18 protein-coding genes and 1 pseudogene are annotated in these 18,497 nt (G+C 71.1%); 15 read left to right on the top strand and 4 right to left on the bottom strand.

All coding sequences use genetic code 11. The annotated features are described in order from the left end of the window. Positions 1-15 precede the first annotated feature (15 nt). From C1N81_RS03695 to C1N81_RS03665, 7 genes and pseudogenes are all read left to right on the top strand, one after another. Positions 16-417: a DUF6153 family protein gene (locus tag C1N81_RS03695; protein ID WP_394426696.1), complete on the top strand. Its 402-nt coding sequence runs from the start codon at positions 16-18 to the stop codon at positions 415-417. Between the two features lie 123 nt (positions 418-540). Further along, on the top strand, positions 541-1,167 hold the full coding sequence (locus C1N81_RS03690; RefSeq protein ID WP_394426695.1) for a DUF305 domain-containing protein: 627 nt from the start codon (positions 541-543) through the stop codon (positions 1,165-1,167). A 93-nt stretch (positions 1,168-1,260) separates the two neighbouring features. After that, the gene (locus C1N81_RS03685; RefSeq protein ID WP_394426693.1) at positions 1,261-2,163 is read left to right on the top strand and encodes a F510_1955 family glycosylhydrolase; all 903 of its coding nucleotides are present in this window, start codon (positions 1,261-1,263) and stop codon (positions 2,161-2,163) included. 83 nt (positions 2,164-2,246) lie between these two features. After that, positions 2,247-2,777 (top strand): DUF4396 domain-containing protein, encoded by a 531-nt coding sequence (locus C1N81_RS03680; protein ID WP_394426691.1) that lies wholly within the window; start codon positions 2,247-2,249, stop codon positions 2,775-2,777. A gap of 139 nt (positions 2,778-2,916) precedes the next feature. Then, a complete protein-coding gene (locus C1N81_RS03675) occupies positions 2,917-3,327 on the top strand; it encodes a four-helix bundle copper-binding protein (RefSeq protein ID WP_394426689.1) in 411 nt (136 codons plus the stop codon). 19 nt (positions 3,328-3,346) lie between these two features. Beyond that, positions 3,347-3,679, top strand: a pseudogene (locus C1N81_RS03670) (TSUP family transporter); the annotation flags it as partial. 380 nt (positions 3,680-4,059) lie between these two features. Next, positions 4,060-4,983, top strand: coding sequence for a Mom family adenine methylcarbamoylation protein (locus tag C1N81_RS03665; protein ID WP_394426687.1), 924 nt, complete (start codon positions 4,060-4,062; stop codon positions 4,981-4,983). Between the two features lie 822 nt (positions 4,984-5,805). Here C1N81_RS03665 and C1N81_RS03660 read toward each other — a convergent pair. From C1N81_RS03660 to C1N81_RS03645, 4 genes are read right to left on the bottom strand one after another with little or no spacing between them, the layout of a single operon-like run. Next, a complete protein-coding gene (locus C1N81_RS03660; protein ID WP_394426685.1) occupies positions 5,806-6,333 on the bottom strand; it encodes a hypothetical protein in 528 nt (175 codons plus the stop codon). Then, positions 6,330-8,516 (bottom strand): hypothetical protein, encoded by a 2,187-nt coding sequence (locus tag C1N81_RS03655; protein WP_394426683.1) that lies wholly within the window; start codon positions 8,514-8,516, stop codon positions 6,330-6,332. The genes C1N81_RS03660 and C1N81_RS03655 overlap by 4 nt, the downstream gene beginning before the upstream one ends. Further along, on the bottom strand, positions 8,513-10,357 hold the full coding sequence (locus C1N81_RS03650) for a hypothetical protein (RefSeq protein ID WP_394426681.1): 1,845 nt from the start codon (positions 10,355-10,357) through the stop codon (positions 8,513-8,515). Before C1N81_RS03650 ends, C1N81_RS03655 begins: the two co-directional genes overlap by 4 nt. Beyond that, the gene (locus C1N81_RS03645) at positions 10,354-11,685 is read right to left on the bottom strand and encodes an integrase (RefSeq protein WP_394426679.1); all 1,332 of its coding nucleotides are present in this window, start codon (positions 11,683-11,685) and stop codon (positions 10,354-10,356) included. The genes C1N81_RS03650 and C1N81_RS03645 overlap by 4 nt, the downstream gene beginning before the upstream one ends. A 377-nt stretch (positions 11,686-12,062) precedes the next feature. Here C1N81_RS03645 and C1N81_RS03640 point away from each other — a divergent pair, with 377 nt between their 5' ends. The 8 genes from C1N81_RS03640 to C1N81_RS03605 all read left to right on the top strand — a co-directional run bounded on the left by C1N81_RS03640 (position 12,063) and on the right by C1N81_RS03605 (position 18,454). Continuing rightward, a complete protein-coding gene (locus C1N81_RS03640; protein ID WP_394426678.1) occupies positions 12,063-12,416 on the top strand; it encodes a DUF7715 family protein in 354 nt (117 codons plus the stop codon). A gap of 54 nt (positions 12,417-12,470) precedes the next feature. Next, on the top strand, positions 12,471-13,028 hold the full coding sequence (locus tag C1N81_RS03635) for a hypothetical protein (RefSeq protein WP_394426677.1): 558 nt from the start codon (positions 12,471-12,473) through the stop codon (positions 13,026-13,028). After that, a complete protein-coding gene (locus C1N81_RS03630; protein WP_394426675.1) occupies positions 13,025-13,912 on the top strand; it encodes a hypothetical protein in 888 nt (295 codons plus the stop codon). Before C1N81_RS03635 ends, C1N81_RS03630 begins: the two co-directional genes overlap by 4 nt. A 44-nt stretch (positions 13,913-13,956) precedes the next feature. Next, on the top strand, positions 13,957-14,367 hold the full coding sequence (locus tag C1N81_RS03625; RefSeq protein WP_394426673.1) for a hypothetical protein: 411 nt from the start codon (positions 13,957-13,959) through the stop codon (positions 14,365-14,367). A gap of 173 nt (positions 14,368-14,540) precedes the next feature. Next, positions 14,541-16,331 carry a hypothetical protein gene (locus C1N81_RS03620; protein ID WP_394426672.1) on the top strand — a complete coding sequence of 597 codons (1,791 nt, stop codon included), beginning with the start codon at positions 14,541-14,543 and terminating at the stop codon, positions 16,329-16,331. 97 nt (positions 16,332-16,428) lie between these two features. Further along, positions 16,429-16,896, top strand: coding sequence for a hypothetical protein (locus C1N81_RS03615; RefSeq protein ID WP_394426670.1), 468 nt, complete (start codon positions 16,429-16,431; stop codon positions 16,894-16,896). 83 nt (positions 16,897-16,979) lie between these two features. Then, on the top strand, positions 16,980-17,738 hold the full coding sequence (locus C1N81_RS03610) for a hypothetical protein (RefSeq protein ID WP_394426668.1): 759 nt from the start codon (positions 16,980-16,982) through the stop codon (positions 17,736-17,738). 86 nt (positions 17,739-17,824) lie between these two features. Then, positions 17,825-18,454, top strand: coding sequence for a TetR family transcriptional regulator (locus tag C1N81_RS03605; RefSeq protein WP_394426666.1), 630 nt, complete (start codon positions 17,825-17,827; stop codon positions 18,452-18,454). Positions 18,455-18,497 lie beyond the last annotated feature (43 nt).

Genomic DNA, 18,497 nt, shown 5'->3' with positions numbered 1-18,497 from the left:
TCGTACGATGGGCGCATGACCAGCAGCACGGGATCGAGCCGCCGCCCCGCCGGGCGGCTGTTTGTGCTGCTGGTGATGGCGGTGCTGACCGGCCTGCTGGGCATGCACGCCCTCGGCCCCGCCGGGGCGCCGTCACCGCGCATGGATGCCGGCCACGACATGGAGATGGCCACGACCACCGGCACTCCGCACGCGAACGCGGGATGCTCCCACACAGACGGCGGCACCGACCATCTGGACCACGCGGACGGAACGTGTGCGGCGGCCGGGATCGGCTCCGCGTACGCGCCGCCCGCGCTGACCAGCGCCCTGATGGACGCCCCTGCCGCTTCCGACCCGGCGACAAGCGTGACAGGGCCGGCCGAGAGCGGCCGGGCACCGCCCGACCTGTCTGAGCTGCAACTTCTGCGGATATAGAGCGGCCCGCACGGCACCCCCTTGCCCGGATGCTCCGGCGACAGGTGCCGCGCTTTCGCACGCCCTCATCCCAGATCACTCGCGCGCCGCTGTGTCGTGGCCGCGCGTACAAGGAGTTGCACCATGACCAGCAAGCGATCCCTCGTCCGCCGTACCGCCGCCGTGGCTGGCGCTGCAACCGCCGCCCTCGTCCTCGCCGCCTGTGGTGGGAACGGCGACAGCTCGGCCGGACACGACGGCCACAGCAAGGAGTCCCCGTCCGCCTCAGCGCCGGCCTCGCAGGCTCAGCACAACGCGGCCGACGTCGCCTTCGCCAAGGGGATGATCCCGCACCACCGACAGGCGGTTGAGATGGCCGACCTCGCGCCGTCCCGGGCCGATTCGGCGGAGGTGAAGAAGCTCGCCGAGCAGATCAAGAAGGCCCAGGACCCGGAGATCAAGACGCTGTCCGGCTGGCTGACCTCCTGGGGCGAGGAAGTACCCGCGGAGGGTGCCATGGATCACTCCGCGCACGGCACAGGCGGCATGATGACGGCCGAGGAGATGGACCAGCTCAAGAACTCCTCGGGCAATGCGTTCGACACCGCCTTCATGGAGATGATGATCGAGCACCACGAAGGCGCTGTGGCGATGGCAAAGACCGAGAAGTCCGACGGCGCCTACGAGCCGGCCAAGAAGATGGCGGACGCGATCATCACGTCCCAGACGGCCGAGATCACCCAGATGAACAAGCTCCTCGGCAAGAACTGACCGGAGCGTGACAGGGGCGGGCGCCACTGGCACCCGCCCCTGTCCGGGCACTCACTTCCGCCGTCCGCTTTTTCTCGACAGCTTGGACCTCCCGTGATCAGCTCTGCTCGCATACCCCGACGCCGCCGGCGCGCCGCTGCACTCCTTGCGGCAGCCGCCGTGTTGCTCGCCGCCTGTACCAGTCCCGACACGGAAACGGGCACTCCGGCCGCCGATCCTGGGACCGGGCATCTGCACGGCCTGGGCGTCGACCCGGCTGACGGCGCCGTTTACGCCGCGGGCCACCTCGGTGTCTTCCGCCTCAGTGGTGGTGGGAAGGCGGTGCGGGTGGCCGACCGTTACCAGGACACCATGGGCTTCACCGTCACCGGCCCGTCCACGTTCCTGGCCAGCGGCCACCCCTCCCCGACCGACACCGACGCCCGCTCGCCCCACCTGGGCCTGATCCGCAGCACCGATGCCGGCCGGTCCTGGCAGACGCTCTCCGCCGAAGGCGAGGCCGACTTCCACGCCCTACAGCAGGCCGGCCGCGCGCTCTACGGCTTCGACAGCCAGAGCGGACAGCTGTGGGCCAGCGCCGACGGCGGCCGCAGCTGGGACAAGCGCGCCAAGCCGCCGCTGCTCGACATCGCCGCCCACGCCAAGAGCCCCGAGACGGTGTGGGCCGCCACGGGCAAGGGCCTTGAGCGCAGCACCGACGGCGGGCGCACCTTCAGCGCCGTCCCCGCCGCCCCCGCTCTGGTCGCCGTCGATGAGCCCGAAGCCGGTCTGCTCGTCGCCCTCGCTGCGGACGGCCGCGTGGTCAGCAGTCCGGACGGCCGCACGTGGACCGAGCGCGGCCGCTTGCCCCAAGGCGGTGATCCCACCGTGCTGACCGCCGTGACGGCGCAGCGGCTGCTGGCCGCCGACAGCACCGACGCCGTTTACCAGTCCACCGACGCCGGCCGGACCTGGAAGGTCCTCCACCGGCCGTCGCAGACGACGGAACACCACTAGAAGGAATACCCCTGGGGGGTATATGGTTTGTGGTGTGGGGCCCGGTGAGCGGACCGCACTGGACGGGAATGGGGATGAAGGTCATGGACCACAGCAGTCACCACACCGGCACCGCACACGACCCGGCCACCCACGCAGGCCATCACGCTCACGCCGATCACCACGGTGGGCACGCGCACGGGGCGTCCTGGCCGATGGCCGCGAAGGCCACCCTGCACTGCCTGACCGGCTGTGCCATCGGTGAGATCCTCGGCATGGTCATCGGTACCGCTCTGCTGTGGGGCAACGTCGAGACCATGGTCCTGGCGATCTCGCTGGCGTTCCTCTTCGGCTACTCGTTCACGCTGTTCGCGGTCCGCCGGGCGGGCCTGGACTTCAAGAGCGCGGTCAAGGTGGCACTGGCCGCCGACACCGTCTCGATCGCCGTGATGGAGCTGGTCGACAACGGCATCATCGCCCTGACCCCCGGAGCGATGGACGCCCACCTGTCGGACGGGCTGTTCTGGTCGGCGCTCCTGGGCGGGTTCGCCGTCGCGTTCCTGATCACCACGCCGGTGAACAAGTGGATGATCGGCCGCGGCAAGGGCCACGCCGTCGTCCACGCCTACCACTGACCACTCACACCTCACGCGCCCGGCGCAGCTCACGGTGCGCCGGGCGCGATCGCGCTGCTGGGAGTTAGCTGGAGGTGTACCGGGGGCTCGCGAGGCGACCAACCGGATCCGCCGGCCCCACGGTGAAGGAGGCATCCTCATGTCCAGCACCGTGAAGGACATGCTCGCCACCTACCCGGCTGACCTCGGCGACGGCGACCGGGAGAAGCTCACCCGCTGTATCGAAGAGTGCATCGCCTGCGCCCAGGCGTGTACCGCCTGCGCGGACGCCTGCCTGTCGGAGGGCATGGTCGGCGATCTCACCAAGTGCATCCGCACCGACATGGACTGCGCCGACATCTGCAACGCCACCGCGTCCGTGCTCTCCCGGCACACCGGCTACGACGCCAACATCACCCGCGCCATCCTCACCGCGTGCGCGACCGCCTGCAAAGCCTGCGCCGACGAGTGCACCTCGCACGCCGACATGCACGAGCACTGCCGCCTGTGCGCGGAAGCCTGCCGTTCCTGCGAACAGGCGTGCAACGAACTGCTCCAGGCCCTCGGCTGACCGACCCAGGCCCGCATGATCACTGCTCGGGATGCTGCTGGCGGCGTCCATAGCGGTCACCCCACGCGGCTTGCGTGGCATGCCTATGGCCCGCATCGCACCAGCGACGCTCGCCACGACCTTCACCACCTCCGTAGCCGGGGCTGCCGCCTACGCCGTACTGGCCACCGCGAGCTCCGGCCCGGTTGAACCGGACTGGTTGCTGGGCGTGGCCTGCGGCCTCGGCGGTCTCCTCGGTGGCTACCTCGGGGCCCGGCTCCAACCCCGCCTGCTGGAGACTGCCCTTCGACTCCTGCTCGGCTCACTCGCAGCCGGCCTCGGTGCGCTGTACACCGTCCAGACCCTGTACTGACGCGCACCGCCACTTCGAGGCCAGCCGCCCCATGGTGTGTCCACCACGACGGCCATTTCGACCGCAGCCCACAGCCCGTCCGAACCGGAACCCACACGCCACGACGACTCCAGGGCGGCAGCCACAGTCCGGTTCGCAACTCAGGGTCTCCGGGATTCCGCGAACTCGCGCGCTTCGGCGCGGTCGATCGCCAAGTTCGTCACCGGAGACCGCGGCGCTGACGGGTTCGAACGGCGCATCGTGGCGCTGGGCGCGTCTCAACGCCCAGCGGGGGCCGACCGGCGCGCCTGGCTGCGCACCGCGCTGGAGCAGATCGGGGCCAGGCGCCAGCGGCACCCGGGGACCCACAGGTTCTGCGGACGGTTCTTGCGTGTTGCCGCTTGGTCAAGGACGGTATCAGGCTGATGGGCTCCCGACCGCTGAGTCCCGTCCAAGACATCCTTCCCTTCGACGACTTGACTGAGATCCCGAATGCCTCCGACTGGTGTCAGCGGTGGCGAGGCCGACGGCACTCCTTCCGGCATGTCAGCGAGGGCGGGTTCGATGCCCGGCGATACGCGGTCGAGGCGTTGCCCGAGACCGCGGCGAAGGAGTTCGTCGTGGGGCACCACTACTCCGGGTCCTTCCCGTCGGCGCGGTTCCGGTTCGGGCTGTACGACATCGACGCCGGAGAAGCGCAGTTGTGCGGGGTGGCCGTCTTCGGGGTGCCGGTCACGGCGGCTGTCTTGACGCGACCACTGCCGGGCCTCCGGCCGTACGTCGAGTCCTTGGAGTGCTCGCGGTTCGTCCTCGTGGACGAGGTTCCGGCGAACGCCGAGAGCTGGTTCCTGGCCCGCTGCTTCGACGAACTCCTGGTGCTCGGCGTGCGCGGGGTTGTCTCCTTCGCCGACCCTGTGCCGCGCAGGGACGCCTGCGGCAACTTGGTGGCTGTCGGGCACGTCGGCACGATCTACCAGGCCACGAACGCGGTCTACATGGGCCGGGCGACGCCGCGGACCGTGAAGCTGCTGCCGAACGGCGTCGTGCTGAACGAGCGCATGGCACAGAAGGTGCGCCGCCAGGAGCAAGGGCACGAGTATGCCGAAAGACTACTGATCGGGCTGGGGGCGCCGCCTCTTCGCGCTGGCGTAGACCCGAAGGTATGGCTGCGGGAGGCGCTGTTGGCCGTGGGAGCCCGAAATCAGAGGCACCGCGGTGTGCACCGGTTCGTGTACCGCCTCGGCCGAAACCGTCGGGAGCGGGAGAGCATCCGACTGGGCTTGCCGACGGTCGGCGCCTTCCCCAAGGTGCCGGACACTTGGTGATAGTGCTGCCGAGGTGGCGATTCAACCAGCTCCGGGGTACGTCTGCCGAGTTCAGGACCTTCCCTGCCGGAACTGCCTGACGGGGAAGGTCAACCCGGGTGAATACCATCTGCGAAACCGTCTGGAGGGAGCGCCGTGAGTCACGAGACTGTTGAGGACGCCCGAGTCGAAGCCCTTGAGGCAACGCTCCGGGACGTTCTCGCGCATATCCGGCCCCAAGGCCATCCGAAGTGGGAGCTCAACACCTGTCTCGTCACGAACGCCCAAGTGGCAACGTGGTGGGCTGTACTGGGTGTCACTCCCACGTGGGGAGCCGAACCGTCGAAGTAGCTGCCAGATGGGCGCAGGTCGGCTGTGGCCGCTTGGGCTGAGAAAGGATCTGATGGAGCTCCCTGAGATTCCCGCCGCGGACGCCGAACCGGGTGACCTCTACGTGCTGAAGGGGAAGCTGATGTTCATGCCCGGCTTCCCCAGCATCCGCTGCGTCGTACGCAACCAGAACCGCACGCGTTGTGTGACCAAGCTGCCGGGCCTCTCCACCTGGGGAGAGGCCCTACTCGGGTTCCCCACCGGGAGTGGATTGCTCTGGGTGCGCGCCACACGGGTTCCTGACGTCCTTGCAGACCAGTACGCGGTCCAGCACTGCACTCGTCACCACACAGCCGCGGCACCGCTCGTAGACGACACCTCACCGGAATGGGAAGAGTTCGACGCTCATCGTCACCCAGGTGCCCGCGCTCTTTCGCTCCCGCGAGGGCAATGGACCGTCCTCCCCTTCGACGTCGGGCAAGGCGCCGGCACCTAGGCAACGCCTGATGTGGGTCAGGGACGGCGCCTCCGCTGCGTGAGGTCGGGGACCGAAGTATAGGTTGCCATCTGCTGTTTCAGTGCCTCGTTGGTCTCCTTGAGCTTGCTGTTCTCGACCTCCAGGACGTGGACGATCCGGGCCAGGAGCTGCGCCTGTCCGCGCAGGTCGTCGCGTTCGGCGCGGACGCGGGCCAGGTCCTGCTGCTGCTTGAGCGCGCGGGCCCGCGCCGAGTCGGGCAGCACGTCGGGGACCGGGGTGCGGGCCTTGACCAGGGCGTAGAACAGGTCCTTGAGGCCGGTGTGCTTGTGGGTGAGCTTGTTGCGGCGCAGTCCGGCTTCGGTGGCCAGAGAGACGACGGTCAGCTTGCCGTCGGAGTGCAGCGGGGCGCCGATCAGCAGGCGGACCATGGCGTCGGTGATGGCCCGCACCTCCTCGGCGTCCCCGGGGTCGGCGTTGTGAGCGCCGGCCAGGGCCGCGCCGACGAGCTGGGCCAGGGCGGCCCCGCCGCCCGGGCCGGGGCCGGCTCCGTGGGGAGTGCTCATCGGGGGTCCTCGGGGTCTGCTGCGCTCGGCTGCTGGGCGTCGTGGCGGCGGATGATGTCGGCGAGGTGGGCCCTGCGCTGCTGCTCGCGGGCCGCGATGGGGAAGGGGTCGAGACCGGCCTCGGCGGCGTCGTCGATCCGTACGATCTCGGTCCGCAGAGCGGTGATCTGGCTGTCGGTGCGGCTGATGTTGGCGCACGCTGACTGGCAGCGGGAGTGGTCCGGAGTGCTGCGGCCGCCATCGCGCGCTCGGTCGCGGTCCGGGTCGCACAGCGCGGTGAACGCGTCGTGGTTGCAGGTCAGGAAGGCTTTCGGGTCCTCGTAGACCTGGAGGCGCGGGTTGTCGACGAGCGCGCGGAGCTCGCGTTTGCCGAGGTAGGTCCCGGCGTAGCGGTCGGAGAACTCGGTGGCCGCGGCGCGGTAGCGGTCGGCGGCCGGTCCGCTGACCTTCTCGCCGGCGGCGAGGCGCTCGCCGGCCTCGGTGAGCGTCTCGGCCAGGGCCAGGCCCTTCTCCTGGTCGAGGATCTCGAGCATGTCGGCCTGGGAGCGGCCGGCGTACGACTCCGACATGGCGGTGGCCGCGTGGCCGTACTGCACCGCCAGGGCGATCCGGCCGCCGGGCTGGCGGTAGATGAACCAGGCGATGGTGCGGCGGAAGCGGCGCAGCGCGACGGCGCCGTCCGGGTCGTCCGGGATCAGCTCGTGCGGGCGGTCGTGGGCGGCGGCGAGCTGGTTGGCCCAGGCCGTGAAGGCCCTAATCCGCTCCACGGCGGTATCCGAGGACAGGCCGGTGCGGGGCATGCAGGTGCCCTTGGCGTACCGGTAGAGCGTGCGGGTGAACAGCTGCTCGCCGTCTTCGAGCTCTTCGACGACGGCGATGGCGCGCGCGACGGGCTCCAGCACGATCCAGGGGTCCGCTCGCACTTCGCCTTCGCCGATCGTGTTGCCGTCCTCGTCGAGGACGCCCTTGAAGTGTCGGCCGCGGACCTCGAACCGCACGGTGTCGTCGTCGCGCTCTACGCGGGTGCAGCAGCCGCGGCGCAGGGCCAGGACCTCCTCGGGGCGCATGCCGGAAAGGTAGGCGCAGCAGATCAGGGCGGCGGTGGACAGGTGCAGCATCAGCACGTCCACGTCGTCGAAGCCGATCGTCTCGCGCCAGGGTGCGGCGCCGATGCGGGAGGTGAGAGGTAGGTCGAGGAGCGGGGCGGGGCCGAAGTCGGCCGGGGTGAGCTCGTCGGCCAGGTTGCCGCGGGCGCGGGCGATTTGGGAGGTGGTGACGCCAAGGGTGCCGGCCAGGTAGGTGTTGGCCATCGGCGGCAGCGGCCCGCCGAAGCGGGCGCGCACGGCGGTGGCGCCGGGCGCGCCGCTGGAGGGCAGCTTCTTGCCGGCCGCGAGTAGGCCGCGCAAGTGTGCCACCGCGGTTTCGGTGCCGCCGCGCGGGGCGCGGGCGGGGATGGCGGCGAGCAGGCGGCGCTGTGCGCGGGCGGCGGCCAGGATGTCCGGGGACAGGTCCAGGACCGTGCGCAGCGCCCACACCAGCAGCGGGGCCATGACGGCCGGGTGCACGATGGCGACGTTGTTCTCGCCGTTGGGGGTGTCGTCGTTGGTGCCGAGGAAGTCGGACATGACCGCGGCCGGGTCCTCCCACGGCGGCATGACCAGCCGGTCGCGCTCGGGCAGGTAGGGGGCGTAGGCCCACAGCCGCGAGATCACCCACAGGGCCTTGGCGTCGGTGCGCCACCGGCGGCCGAGCGGGCGCAGGTGCTCGGCGTACGCCTCCAGGTCGCCGGTGGTGACCTGGGAGAGCTCGGTGATGCCGCGGCCGCCGAGCCAGATGGCGAAGTTGATCCAGATCTGGAAGTTATGGCGCAGGGTGCCCGGTTGGGTGGTGGAGCGCGAGGCCCGCTGCTGGAGCAGCACCGCCGGGGTCGGGACATGGATCTCGGCGAAGGCCGCGCGCATCATGCCGGGCCGCAGCCCGGCGGGGCAGCGGCTCCAGTCGATGACCAGGGAGCGGCTCGACTCTCTGGGGCTGATCAGCGCCAGGCGCCAGGCCAGATCGCGAAAGCGCGGCAGCTGCTCGGGGTCGAAGCCCGGCTTCAGCCGGTTGAACGGCAGGACGAAGGCGTCCGGAGCCGGGTCGACGATCTCCGGGCCGGCAGGCAGGGGCGGGGAAGCGGTCACGGGTCGAGCCTCCGTTCCAGCATCGCGTGGATCAGCTCCCGCTCGCTGTCGGCCACGGCGGCGACCAGCTGGGGCCGCGCGTCGGTGGTGGTGTAGGTGGTGAGGAAGTCGCCGATCCGTGCGTGGTGCGTTGCCCAGTCCGCGGCCCATACCGCCGGCGTCACGGCCGAGCGCAGGGACTCCAGCGCCTGGTGTAGGTAGGCGATGCGGGGCAGGTCGCGGCCGGTGGCCACCGCGTTGCGGCAGGCGAAGCACAGCAGGAACGACACTGCGCACGGCGTCCCGGCCGCGCTGTGGTCGGAGTTGAGGAAGTCCGCGCACGAAGCGACCGGGGTGCGCAGCTGGCCGGCCACGATCCGGCGCGCCACCTCCAGGTCGACCCCGGTCTCCCTGGCCACGAGCTCGGCGCTCACCTCCTCGTCGACCCCGGTCTCCCTGGCCACGAGCTCGGCGCTCACCTCCTCGTCGGCGTCAGCTTTCTCGACCAGGCGCATGGCGAGCGTCTGCCGGGCGGAGGCCAGGGCCTGGGCCAGCCCGAGCTCCACCGCGCCGCGCGAGGCAGCGCGGGCGTCCTCGTCCTTCAGCTGGTAGTCCCGCTCGTGGGTGTCCTGGGTGTTGTTGCGGGCCCGGCCGTGGTGCGCCTGCGCGCTGTGGCGCAGGGCCTGGGCGTGCACCCGGGCGGGCAGGTCGACGCCGCTGGCGCGGACCTGCTGCTGCCAGCGCCGGATCGCGCCCTCCAGGGCCTTGCCGACCTCGTGGTCGCGGAGATTCTCAGCTCCACCCAGGCCGCGGTGGCCGACCAGCAGCTTCGTCGCGGGCCGGCCCAGCGCCTCCAGGGTGGTCCGGGCCTGCGCGGTCAGCTCCAGCACGTGCCGCAGGGCGCGGCCGCTGGAGCCCTCGCCGACGTCGACGAGCGTGTTGCTCGCGTGCCGGCGCCGTCCGCGCCGGGGCTTGTCCGTGTCGACCTGGTGCACGGCGGGGTCCTCGCGGTCGGCGTTCGGCCACCAGGTGGGCACGTCCATCTTCTTGAGCACCGACTGGTTCCACGCCTCGTGGGAGATCAGCAGCACGGCCGCCGCCCCGATCTCCGCCGGCGACGGAAAGAGCCGGGTCAGCGAGGCGGCGTTGCCCTCGAAGCCGAGCGCGCGCTCCGCGTACGCGGTCACCGCGCGGGTAGCGCTGTGGGGGTAGCGCGGCAGGTCACCGGTGCGGGCCAGCACGTCCAGCACCTCCCCGAGCGCCCAGTCGCTGTCCCCGCGCTCGATCTCCCCGGCCCGCCACCGCTTAAGGACCGCGGTGTTCGCCGCGATCCGCAGCCGCCCCGCGCGTACCGTCGCGGCGGCCGCATCCCGGACCCGGCGCAGCTCCTCCCGGGTGTGGGCCTGCTTGCGCGGCCGTCCGCGCCGGGCCGGCGGCCGGCGCTGCGGCGTCTCCAAGAACACCCGGGTCGCCTCCGGTACCCCGGGCGCCCGCCGGACGACTGCGGCCAGGACCCGGCGGACGTGGATGTCGCCGGTCCACTGCTTCCACCACTCCACCGTGATCTGCCCGGTCGCGACGACGGGCGGCTCGGCCGCTGCCGCGTCCTTGAACAGCAGCTTCAGCGTGCTGGCGTTCGTCAGGTAGGTGTCCTGGCTGCCCCAGCCCCGGCCCTGCGCGGCCAGGGCGGCCACCAGCGCCCGCCGGAAGTCGACGGGGCCGGGGCTGCCCCGGAAGTCCCACACGCCCAGCGGCTTCCCGGCACCGCTGACCGGGCGGATGACCAGGCCGTCCGCGTCCAGCACCGGCGCCTTGCGGTAGTCCGTCGGCGGCAGCGCCGCCCGGCGCCCCCGACCGTTCACGCCGCGTCCAGGATCAGGCCCGTGCGCGCCGCCAGCTCCGCGATCTTCTCCGCGTTCACGGGGTTGTCGTCGTCGCCCAGCAGCGACTCCAGTTGCAGCCCGCGTACCGGCTCCAGGTACACGTCCCGCGTCACCTGGTCGCTGCGGTGTCCGAGCATGTCCTTGACCATCAGCCAGACCTGCCCGTACACCTCCTCGTAGTGCCGGCGCTCGGCCGGTGTCAGCCCGAGCCGGCGGTCCAACGCGTTGTGCAGCGCGATCAGGGTCCGCAGGGCCATGGAGTGCCGCAGCATCTTCGGCGTCGCGAAGACGTCGAGGCCCGCGGCGGCGCACCGGTCGCTGGCCCGCTCGAAGACCTTCGTCCAGCTCGTGTACCGCAGCGGCAGCCCGCTCTCGGTCAGCCACAGCATCGCCGGTTCCAGGCCGTCCTCGCCCTCGACGAACAGCAGCATCCGATCGGCGGCCGTCAGCTTCCCCAGTGCGCTCTCGCCCGTACGCCCGTCCGGGCTCCTCCACCTCACGCGGCCCGCCCGGCTGACCTTCTGGATGATGCGCAGGTCGGGCAGCCGGTCGTAGACGCCGCGCCGTCGCGCGCGGGCCACCGCCGCAGCGCGCGTGCTCATCCGGTAGCCCTCGACGCGCTGGAGCGCCGGATGGCCGAGGTAGAAGGTGTAGCCGGCCCGCTTGGCCACGCCCTGCCCCACCTTGCCCGGGTAGTAGTTCCGCCGCCCGAGCGCCGGAAGTTCGCACAGCAGCAGGGTGCCGCCCTCGCGGCGCCGCAGGCCGCTGGAGTACATCAGGTCGGCGTACGCTGTGTCCCGGCCGGCCGAACGGCCGCGCCACGCCTCGTCCTCCAGGCCGCTCGGCAGCATGCCGCCGAGCCCGACGTTGCGCCACAGCCGAAAGGCCCGGGGCGACAGCCACTTCACGTCGGACGTCTTCACGTCCGACGGCGGGGCGAGCGTCATCGGGTTCGACGGGACGAGACCGCGCTTGGCGGCGATGCCGTACAGCAGCTTCAACGCCGCCTGCTCCTTCGCCCACGTGCCGCCCTCGACCGGCGCCGGGTTCGTCGCCCCGCGCAGACGCCAGTCCTCCCAGTCCTCGACGTCGTCCTCCGACGCCTCGTTCCAGTCCAGCCCGCGCTGCCACAGAAAGGTGAAGAACAGGCGGTAGAGCGGGGCGTACGTGACCTGCGTGCCCTGCGCCTTGGCGGAGAACGCCGAGCGTCGCAGGCACTCGCTCAGACGAGGATCGACGCGCCCGTCCGGCGCGACGAGGATCGGCTGCCGCTCGCGCAGCCCGAGCGCACGCTCCCGCTCCGCCAAGCCCTCCCAGCCGGGGACGGGTCGACCTCCAACGGGATCGCCCCCGTCACCAACCCAGAACAGCCGCCACTCGTCGCCCACTTGACTCCCTCAGTCGCAACACGACATGAGGCAACACAGCGTATGTCCACAGAACACCGCTATGCCCTGCCCGTTGGCCGCAATCGGGGCGAGCGGTCGAGGGCGGTCTTCGGCATGCCTGCGCTCCCCTACCCGAAGTGGGAGGCGGATCGACGCCCGTCAGGAGCGGGAGCCCACCAAACAGCCATTGCATAATCCATGTTCGACATGTACTGTGAATTTCGGTCGAGGTGTTGACCTCCCGCTCCCTTCTGCGGCCCGTGCTGCAACACGCCATGCCACGAGAAAGCCCCGAGATGAAGCTGCTCATCACTGCCGTCGACTCCAACTTCCGTACATCGGACACGGATTACTCCTGGACCGACCCCGGCGAGATCCTCACGATCGGCACCGACGGCGCCTTCGTCGGCGTCGATTCCGGACGGTTCACAACCCGCGGTCGCGTCGCCGACGTCGCGCTCAGCCGCGTCGAAGTTCGCTTGAAGACCATCGCCCATCTCACGCGCGGCGGCTGGTACGAGCCGCAACGAGAGCGGCAGAGCGCTGAGACGAGCAAGCGGATGACCGAAGTCTTCGGCCTGGCACGCGGATTCGCTGTCGGCACCGTCCTCGAACTCCACGAAGGCAGGCCTCGTCCCTTCACCGGCTAGGTCCCCTCCGCGACCTGATCCGCCGCTACCCAGCACCCAGAAAGGGCACCTTCCATGAACGCTCCCGCCTCCCGCAGCGACGCCGAGCAGACCTGGTACCTGGCCACTCTCGGTCGAGAGGCGCTGCTCCGCTCTCTCGCGCCGCTCGGCCTGTCCAGCGCCGTCACCCACGATCCGCTCAGCCTCGCCACGCATGTCGTCGCGTCCGCCCCCGGGCGCGCCATTCACCAGATCGGTCAGGCCGTTCTCCAGCCCCTGCTCACAGCCAGGGCGTTCACCGTCACGGTCACCAGCGACGACATCCCCACCGCTTTCACCGGCGTGGTGCCGGTGATCGGAGAACACACGGCAGGCGGGGCAACCGGCCTGTATGCCGAACTGCTGCTGTTCAGCATGGAAGGTCTGAGCGACAAGGCCGCCTTCCGGCTCTCGCGGATGCCGACCGACAAGACCTGGATCATCGACACCGACTTTCACCCCACCGGGCACCCCGACCTCCAAAGGCCGTTCGGCTCGTCCCGCATGGGCCGCAAGCGCGCCCCGCTCGCCTTGTTCTCCGCCGAGCTCGACCGGCTTGCCGCAGAGCTGAACACGCAGGGCAGTTCGACGTGACGCTGTACGGCATCCCGCCCGCCGGGATGCGCCGCTTCATGGTGCCCGAGCGCGGCCGGGACCACGCCCACGCCATCGCCGACGCCGCGCACGCCTGGTGGGTGGCCAACCGCGGAGGCTCGGGAGACCGAGCCATCGCGGTCGGCACTCTCGCCGTGCTCGCCCTCGCTGCTCCGAGCCGGCCCGACGGCCCCGACTACGGCCCCCTGCTGATTCCCCTGAGCGACGAAGGCCTCGTGGACACGCTCAGGGCCGGATGGAACACCTTCAGGACCTACGATCCCGATCTTGCGGAAGCCGCGCGCCCACTGCACGACTGGCTCGGCGCACCGACCGCGAACGACATCCATGGCCTGTCCGACTACGCGCGGGTGCTCGTGCGGGCGGGACTGCTGGAGTACTGCAGCGACGTGGCCCGCGCCGAGTCGGACGACATCCTCGGCCTCCTGATCACGCGGATGCGCACGTACGCCGAGCGGCAGAGCACCGGGGAGTTCTTCACCCCGGCGATGGCCGCCGACAACGTCGGCGAGACCATCTTCGCCACGGACCGGAAGCCGGGTGACCTGTTCCTCGAGCCTGCTGCCGGGACCGGAACGATGGCCCGGGCCGCGGCCGCAGCCCTGCGGGTGTACGGCGCCGACCCGGCCACTTTCCACTGGTGGCTCAACGACCTCGATCCGCTCAACGCGGCCTGCTGCGCCGTCAACGCCCAACTGTGGCGGCTCGGACGGAACGTCACGGTCTCGTGCGGCGACGCCCTGAACCACCCCCGGCTGCTGGAGGAGTCGGTTCAGCGACGCGCCGAGAAGGCGGTCGCCGGCCTGAAGGACGCCCCCGTGCTCTACCCCACCAGGACCCGGCCCCCCTTCTGGCCGTTCTGACCCCCACAGGTCCCTGCCCTGCCACCGCCCTCCCGGAGTTCCCCATGGCCATCAACAACACGCCCCCGCGTACCGTCTGCACGATCGTCCCCGACCCGGAAGGTCGAGGGGCCGTACTGCGCGTCCGCTACACCCACCACCTCGACGGCGAGAGCCTGGCGTTGAAGCTGTACGACCGCTACGGCCGCCGCCTGGAGAACGGAACGCATCTCCCGGACGAGCTCACCCTCTCCGACCTCGCCGATCTGCTCGGCGAGCAGGGGGTCAACTGCGCCGAGGGCTGGCACGTGTCGGAGCTCGAACCCACGGAGGACACCTGGAACACGGTCTGGCCCTGGGCCTGCCAGCAGGTTCACCGGCTCCTGCCCGGCCTGTCCTGGAGCGTCGAACCTGAACGCCGCATCCGCCTGCCCTGGCACGACGAACCCGCCGCATCGCCGACCACCAGTCGCTGAAGCTGCCCCCTGCGCCGGCAGCAGCCCCATGCTCGGCGCACCAGCGGCGCTGAGGGAGTCCGGGCACGAATCAAGCGTTGCATATTGCTTTTTCGCGATGTACTGTCATGTCATCGCCCGGCGCACGGCGCCCGCGACTTCCCTCTCTCCCCCATCTCCCAGGTGAGGTTGCCTTGTTCTCGCATCTGCCCGATGTGCCGGATTCCGCGCTGCTGTCGAGCACCTCCGCCGCCGCCCGGCGGCGGAGGGTCGTCCCCGACGACGAGTTCAAGATCATCAGCTCGCTTCAGTTCCAGCTCTACCGAGAGCTGCATACCGCAGCCGCCGACACGGTACGGCCGCCGGTCAAGGCAGCCACCCGCCCGTTGGCGGTGTCCCGGCTGACGCGTGCGCTGAACAGGATCTTGGAGCACCGGGAGGAGGCCGCCGTCTTCCGCCAGGTCTACGCGCACCTGGCGAACGCGGCACTGGAGGATGAGCGCGCGGCGGACGGGCTCCTCGTCCTGTCCAGCGGACAGCGGGGTGCGGGCGCCTCGTTCCTCAAGCGTCTGCTGCGCTTCGCGGCTGCGGACACCCCGGTGCGCACCGTGCAGCTCCTCATCGCCCACTTCCTGACATCCGAGGACCAGGACACGGTCCGCGCTGCCCTGGGGCAGCTCGCGGGCCTGGAGTGGGCGCTTGACCCCGACGACGTCCATCAGGAGCTGATCCTGGATTCCGGCGACGTCCGCCCGAAGCCGCCCATGACCCCCGACTTCGTCGTCGACGTGGCACAGTCCGAGGTCCAGCGGTTTCGTGAACTGCTCCCCCCAGACGCCGAGTCGGCCACGCCGTTCACCAACTGCCTCGCCGATGCCGCCAGCACGGCCTGGGCGGCGCCGGACTGGCACCGCATCCGGAACTGGCGCCGCCGGTACGTCGCGGCGCACACTCGGAGCCTCGACTGGGCGGTGAAGAAGGCCGAGGCGTACCGCGAGTGCCGCGAACCGCTGGCGCCCTACGATCACCCGGGCGACCTGGCGAAGGCCGTCGTCACCCAGCTCCGGCAGGAGGCCGAGCGTGCGGCGTCGGCCCGCCTATGGCAGCTCGATGAGTCCGTGGCCGAGATGGCGCTGCGGCGCGTGCAGCGGCGCTGTGACCGGGCCACCACGCCGTTCGACCCGCGTCACCGTCCCTCCCCGCGCGGGATGTTGTTCCTCGACGTCCCCTTCCGACTGCCCACCGGCCGCCGCATCGTCGGCTACGTGTGGGGCCCCTGGTCCCCGCGCCCGGAGGACGGGTGGATGCGCCTGGAGGACGACGGCGGGCCGCGCCCGCTGGACCTTCCGCAGGAGGACGCGTCCTGGACCTGGGTGACCCCCCTGACGTGCGACGAGTCGCTGCTGAAGCTGCCCTTCGCCCCGAGCGGCACGCTGCTGCTGCGCCCCGGCGACACCGTGGAGGCCGAGACGCGGCTGCGGGATCCCGAGAACCCCGAGCGGTACCGGGACGGTGTGGGGCCGATCGGCCGCAGCGAGATGCTGGTCCGGCACATCCGCAGCCTGTGGGAGCTGCTGACGCAGCATGAGCGGTCCTCGGTCCGTGTCCTGGCCGAGCAGGTGCACGAGGCCAAGCCGCGCGAGCAGCGTTCCGACCGGCGGCGGGGCATCACCGACTCCGGTCAGGTGACGAACGTGTGGGTCGACCCGGACGCGGGCGAGCGGTACCGGGCCCAGCGCCGTGGTGGGAGCGGGTCCGGCCACAAGCTGACCGTCCGGTACTGGAGGGGCGAGCACGAGCGGGACCAGTGCCCCAACTCGCATGAGCACGCGGTGCGCGAGGCGACCGTGGCCGGGAGCTGCCCGCACTACGAGATCACCATTCCCGAGCATGTCGTCGGGCCCGCCGGGGCGCCGTGGTCCGACCGGATGCGGCGGGCCCGTTCCCGGGGAGCAGCGCCCTCCTCCCGCGACCAGAGCGCGTAGTCCGTCGCGCCGGGCTGGCAGAGCCTCTGTCAGCCCGCCGTGCTCCGGCATCCCGGCCGGGGCTCCATCTGCCCGTCCCCTTGCTCCGAGGAGAGCCATGTCCGACGACCGAAACTCTCGCGCGTCCGCATACCGCTGTCAGCCGCTGCACACCGTCTACGGCCTGGTCGCGCTGCTCGCCGGGGCTGGAGTCCTTCTCCAGCAGCCGGTGATGCTCCTGTTTGTCTTCCCGCTCGCCGTCATCGCACGGGAGGTGAACCGTCTCGTCCGCACCTGGACCGTCTCCGGTCCTGCCGGTGAGACGGAGGTCGAAGTCGAGGTGGTCCTCAAGACCGGTTCGGCCTTCGCCCGGCGGGTGTGGGGTGTGGCGGCCGGACTGCTGGACGCGCTGCTGGTCGTGACCGCATTCGCGGTCTGCGCGGTGCTGCTGCGCGGCGACGGGGCCGTCCTCGTTCCACGCGGCTCGGCGGCCGACTACCTCGCGCTCGCCGGCGCAGCCGTATTCATCGCGGCGCACGCCTACACCCACCTCAAGGCCGCAGGGCCGGCACGCACCGACGCCTAGCCCCACCCGCCGGGAGGAGTCCCGGCCGGCGAGCCCCGCCGGATCCGCGCGGCGACGGGCACTGAAGAAAGGAACCCGATCCGATGGCCGGCGAACGCCAGCGGCACACCCGACCGCACCCGAAGGAGGCGGAGATCCGCGCCTTGTTGCGCGAGGGCTACCGCGATGCCGAGATCCGGCGGCGCACGGGCGCGGACGTACGCGCCATTGCCCGGCGCCGGGCGGAAGGCGGGTTCGGTCCGGCGACGATTCGACGTCGCGCGCCCCGAAAGCATCCGAAGGACGCGGAGATCCGCGCGCGCCTCGCCGCGATGAGCAGCGAGGCCATCGCCCGGGAAGTGGGCGTGGACCGGGCCGCCGTGCGCCGCATCCGCAGGGAGAGCGGCATCCGGTTCGTCCCGCCGACGTATGCGACCGCCGAGGAGAAGTGGCCCGACCGCGTCCGCCCGGCCGGGGAGGGGCACCTGGAATGGACGGGGGAGCGCAGCACGCGCAGCGGCTCGCCGGTCATGCGCTTCCGGGAGAAGTCCGTCAGCCCGGCCGCGGTCTCTTTCCGGAAGCGGACCGGTCGGGATCCGGTCGGCCAGGTCAAGGCGGAGTGCGGGTACCCGCATTGCATCGCGCCCGCCCACGTCGAGGACGAGCCCGGACGTCGGCGTCTGCGCGAGCAGTTCCGGTTCCTCACGGGCGGCACCACGCCCGCTCCCGTCTGTCGGCACGGTCACGACCAGGTTGTTCATGGTCGCTTCCAGCCGGACGGTGCCCCGTATTGCGCGGAGTGCAAGCGAGAGCAGAGGCCTGTGGCCTCCTCCGCGAGTCATGACCACCAGGGTGTTGCATAGTCACTTTTTGCAATGTACTGTGATGGTCATTCGGGTCGGGATGCCCTCCCGGACCGCCTTCCCCCGTGACGACTCAGGAGACGACTATGACCACCTCTCTCGCGACCCGCTCGGCCGACGGCCGCATCCCTGGACAGCGCGGCCTCAAGACCCGCCAGAAGCTCGTGGACGCGACGATCGCACTGCTCAACGCGGGTTCATACCGCAACGTGACAGTGAAGGAGATCGCCCTCCACGTGGGCACCTCGCCCGCGACCTTCTACCTGTACTTCGCGGGCGTCGAGGACGTCATCCTCGAAGCTGCCGCTCCACTCGTCGACGACACGACGGCTGCCCTTGCCGACTTCGAGGACGGTACCTGGGCGGCCGACGGCCTGCCCGGCGCATCGCGCCTCGTCGACGCGGTGCTGGACGCCTGGAGGCAGCACCGCCCGGTCATGCGGGTGCTGACCGCCGTCGCGGCCGAGAGCGACTACCGCTTCATGCAGACGTACGCCGCCGTCACCCGGCCTGTGGCCCGCGTGCTGACCGCCGCCATCGTGCCGCACCCGGCACCCGGCCCGGTGCCCAAGGCCGTCGCCCACAGCCTCGTGGCGACGCTCGCAGCAGCGGCCGGGCACGAGGGCAGCAGGCGTGTCGCAGGGCTGAGCAACAAGGCGCGGCGCGAGGGGCTTGCGCACCTTGTCCTCGCGAGCGTGACCACCGCCGCGCTGTAGCACTCACCTGCCACTTGGCCCTACTCCACTCCACCGGGGGACC

The sequence above is a fragment of the Streptomyces sp. SGAir0957 genome (genome assembly GCF_043523415.1).
The sequence above is the reverse complement of the archived record's forward strand: the minus strand, read 5'-3'. Positions and strand labels throughout refer to the sequence as shown.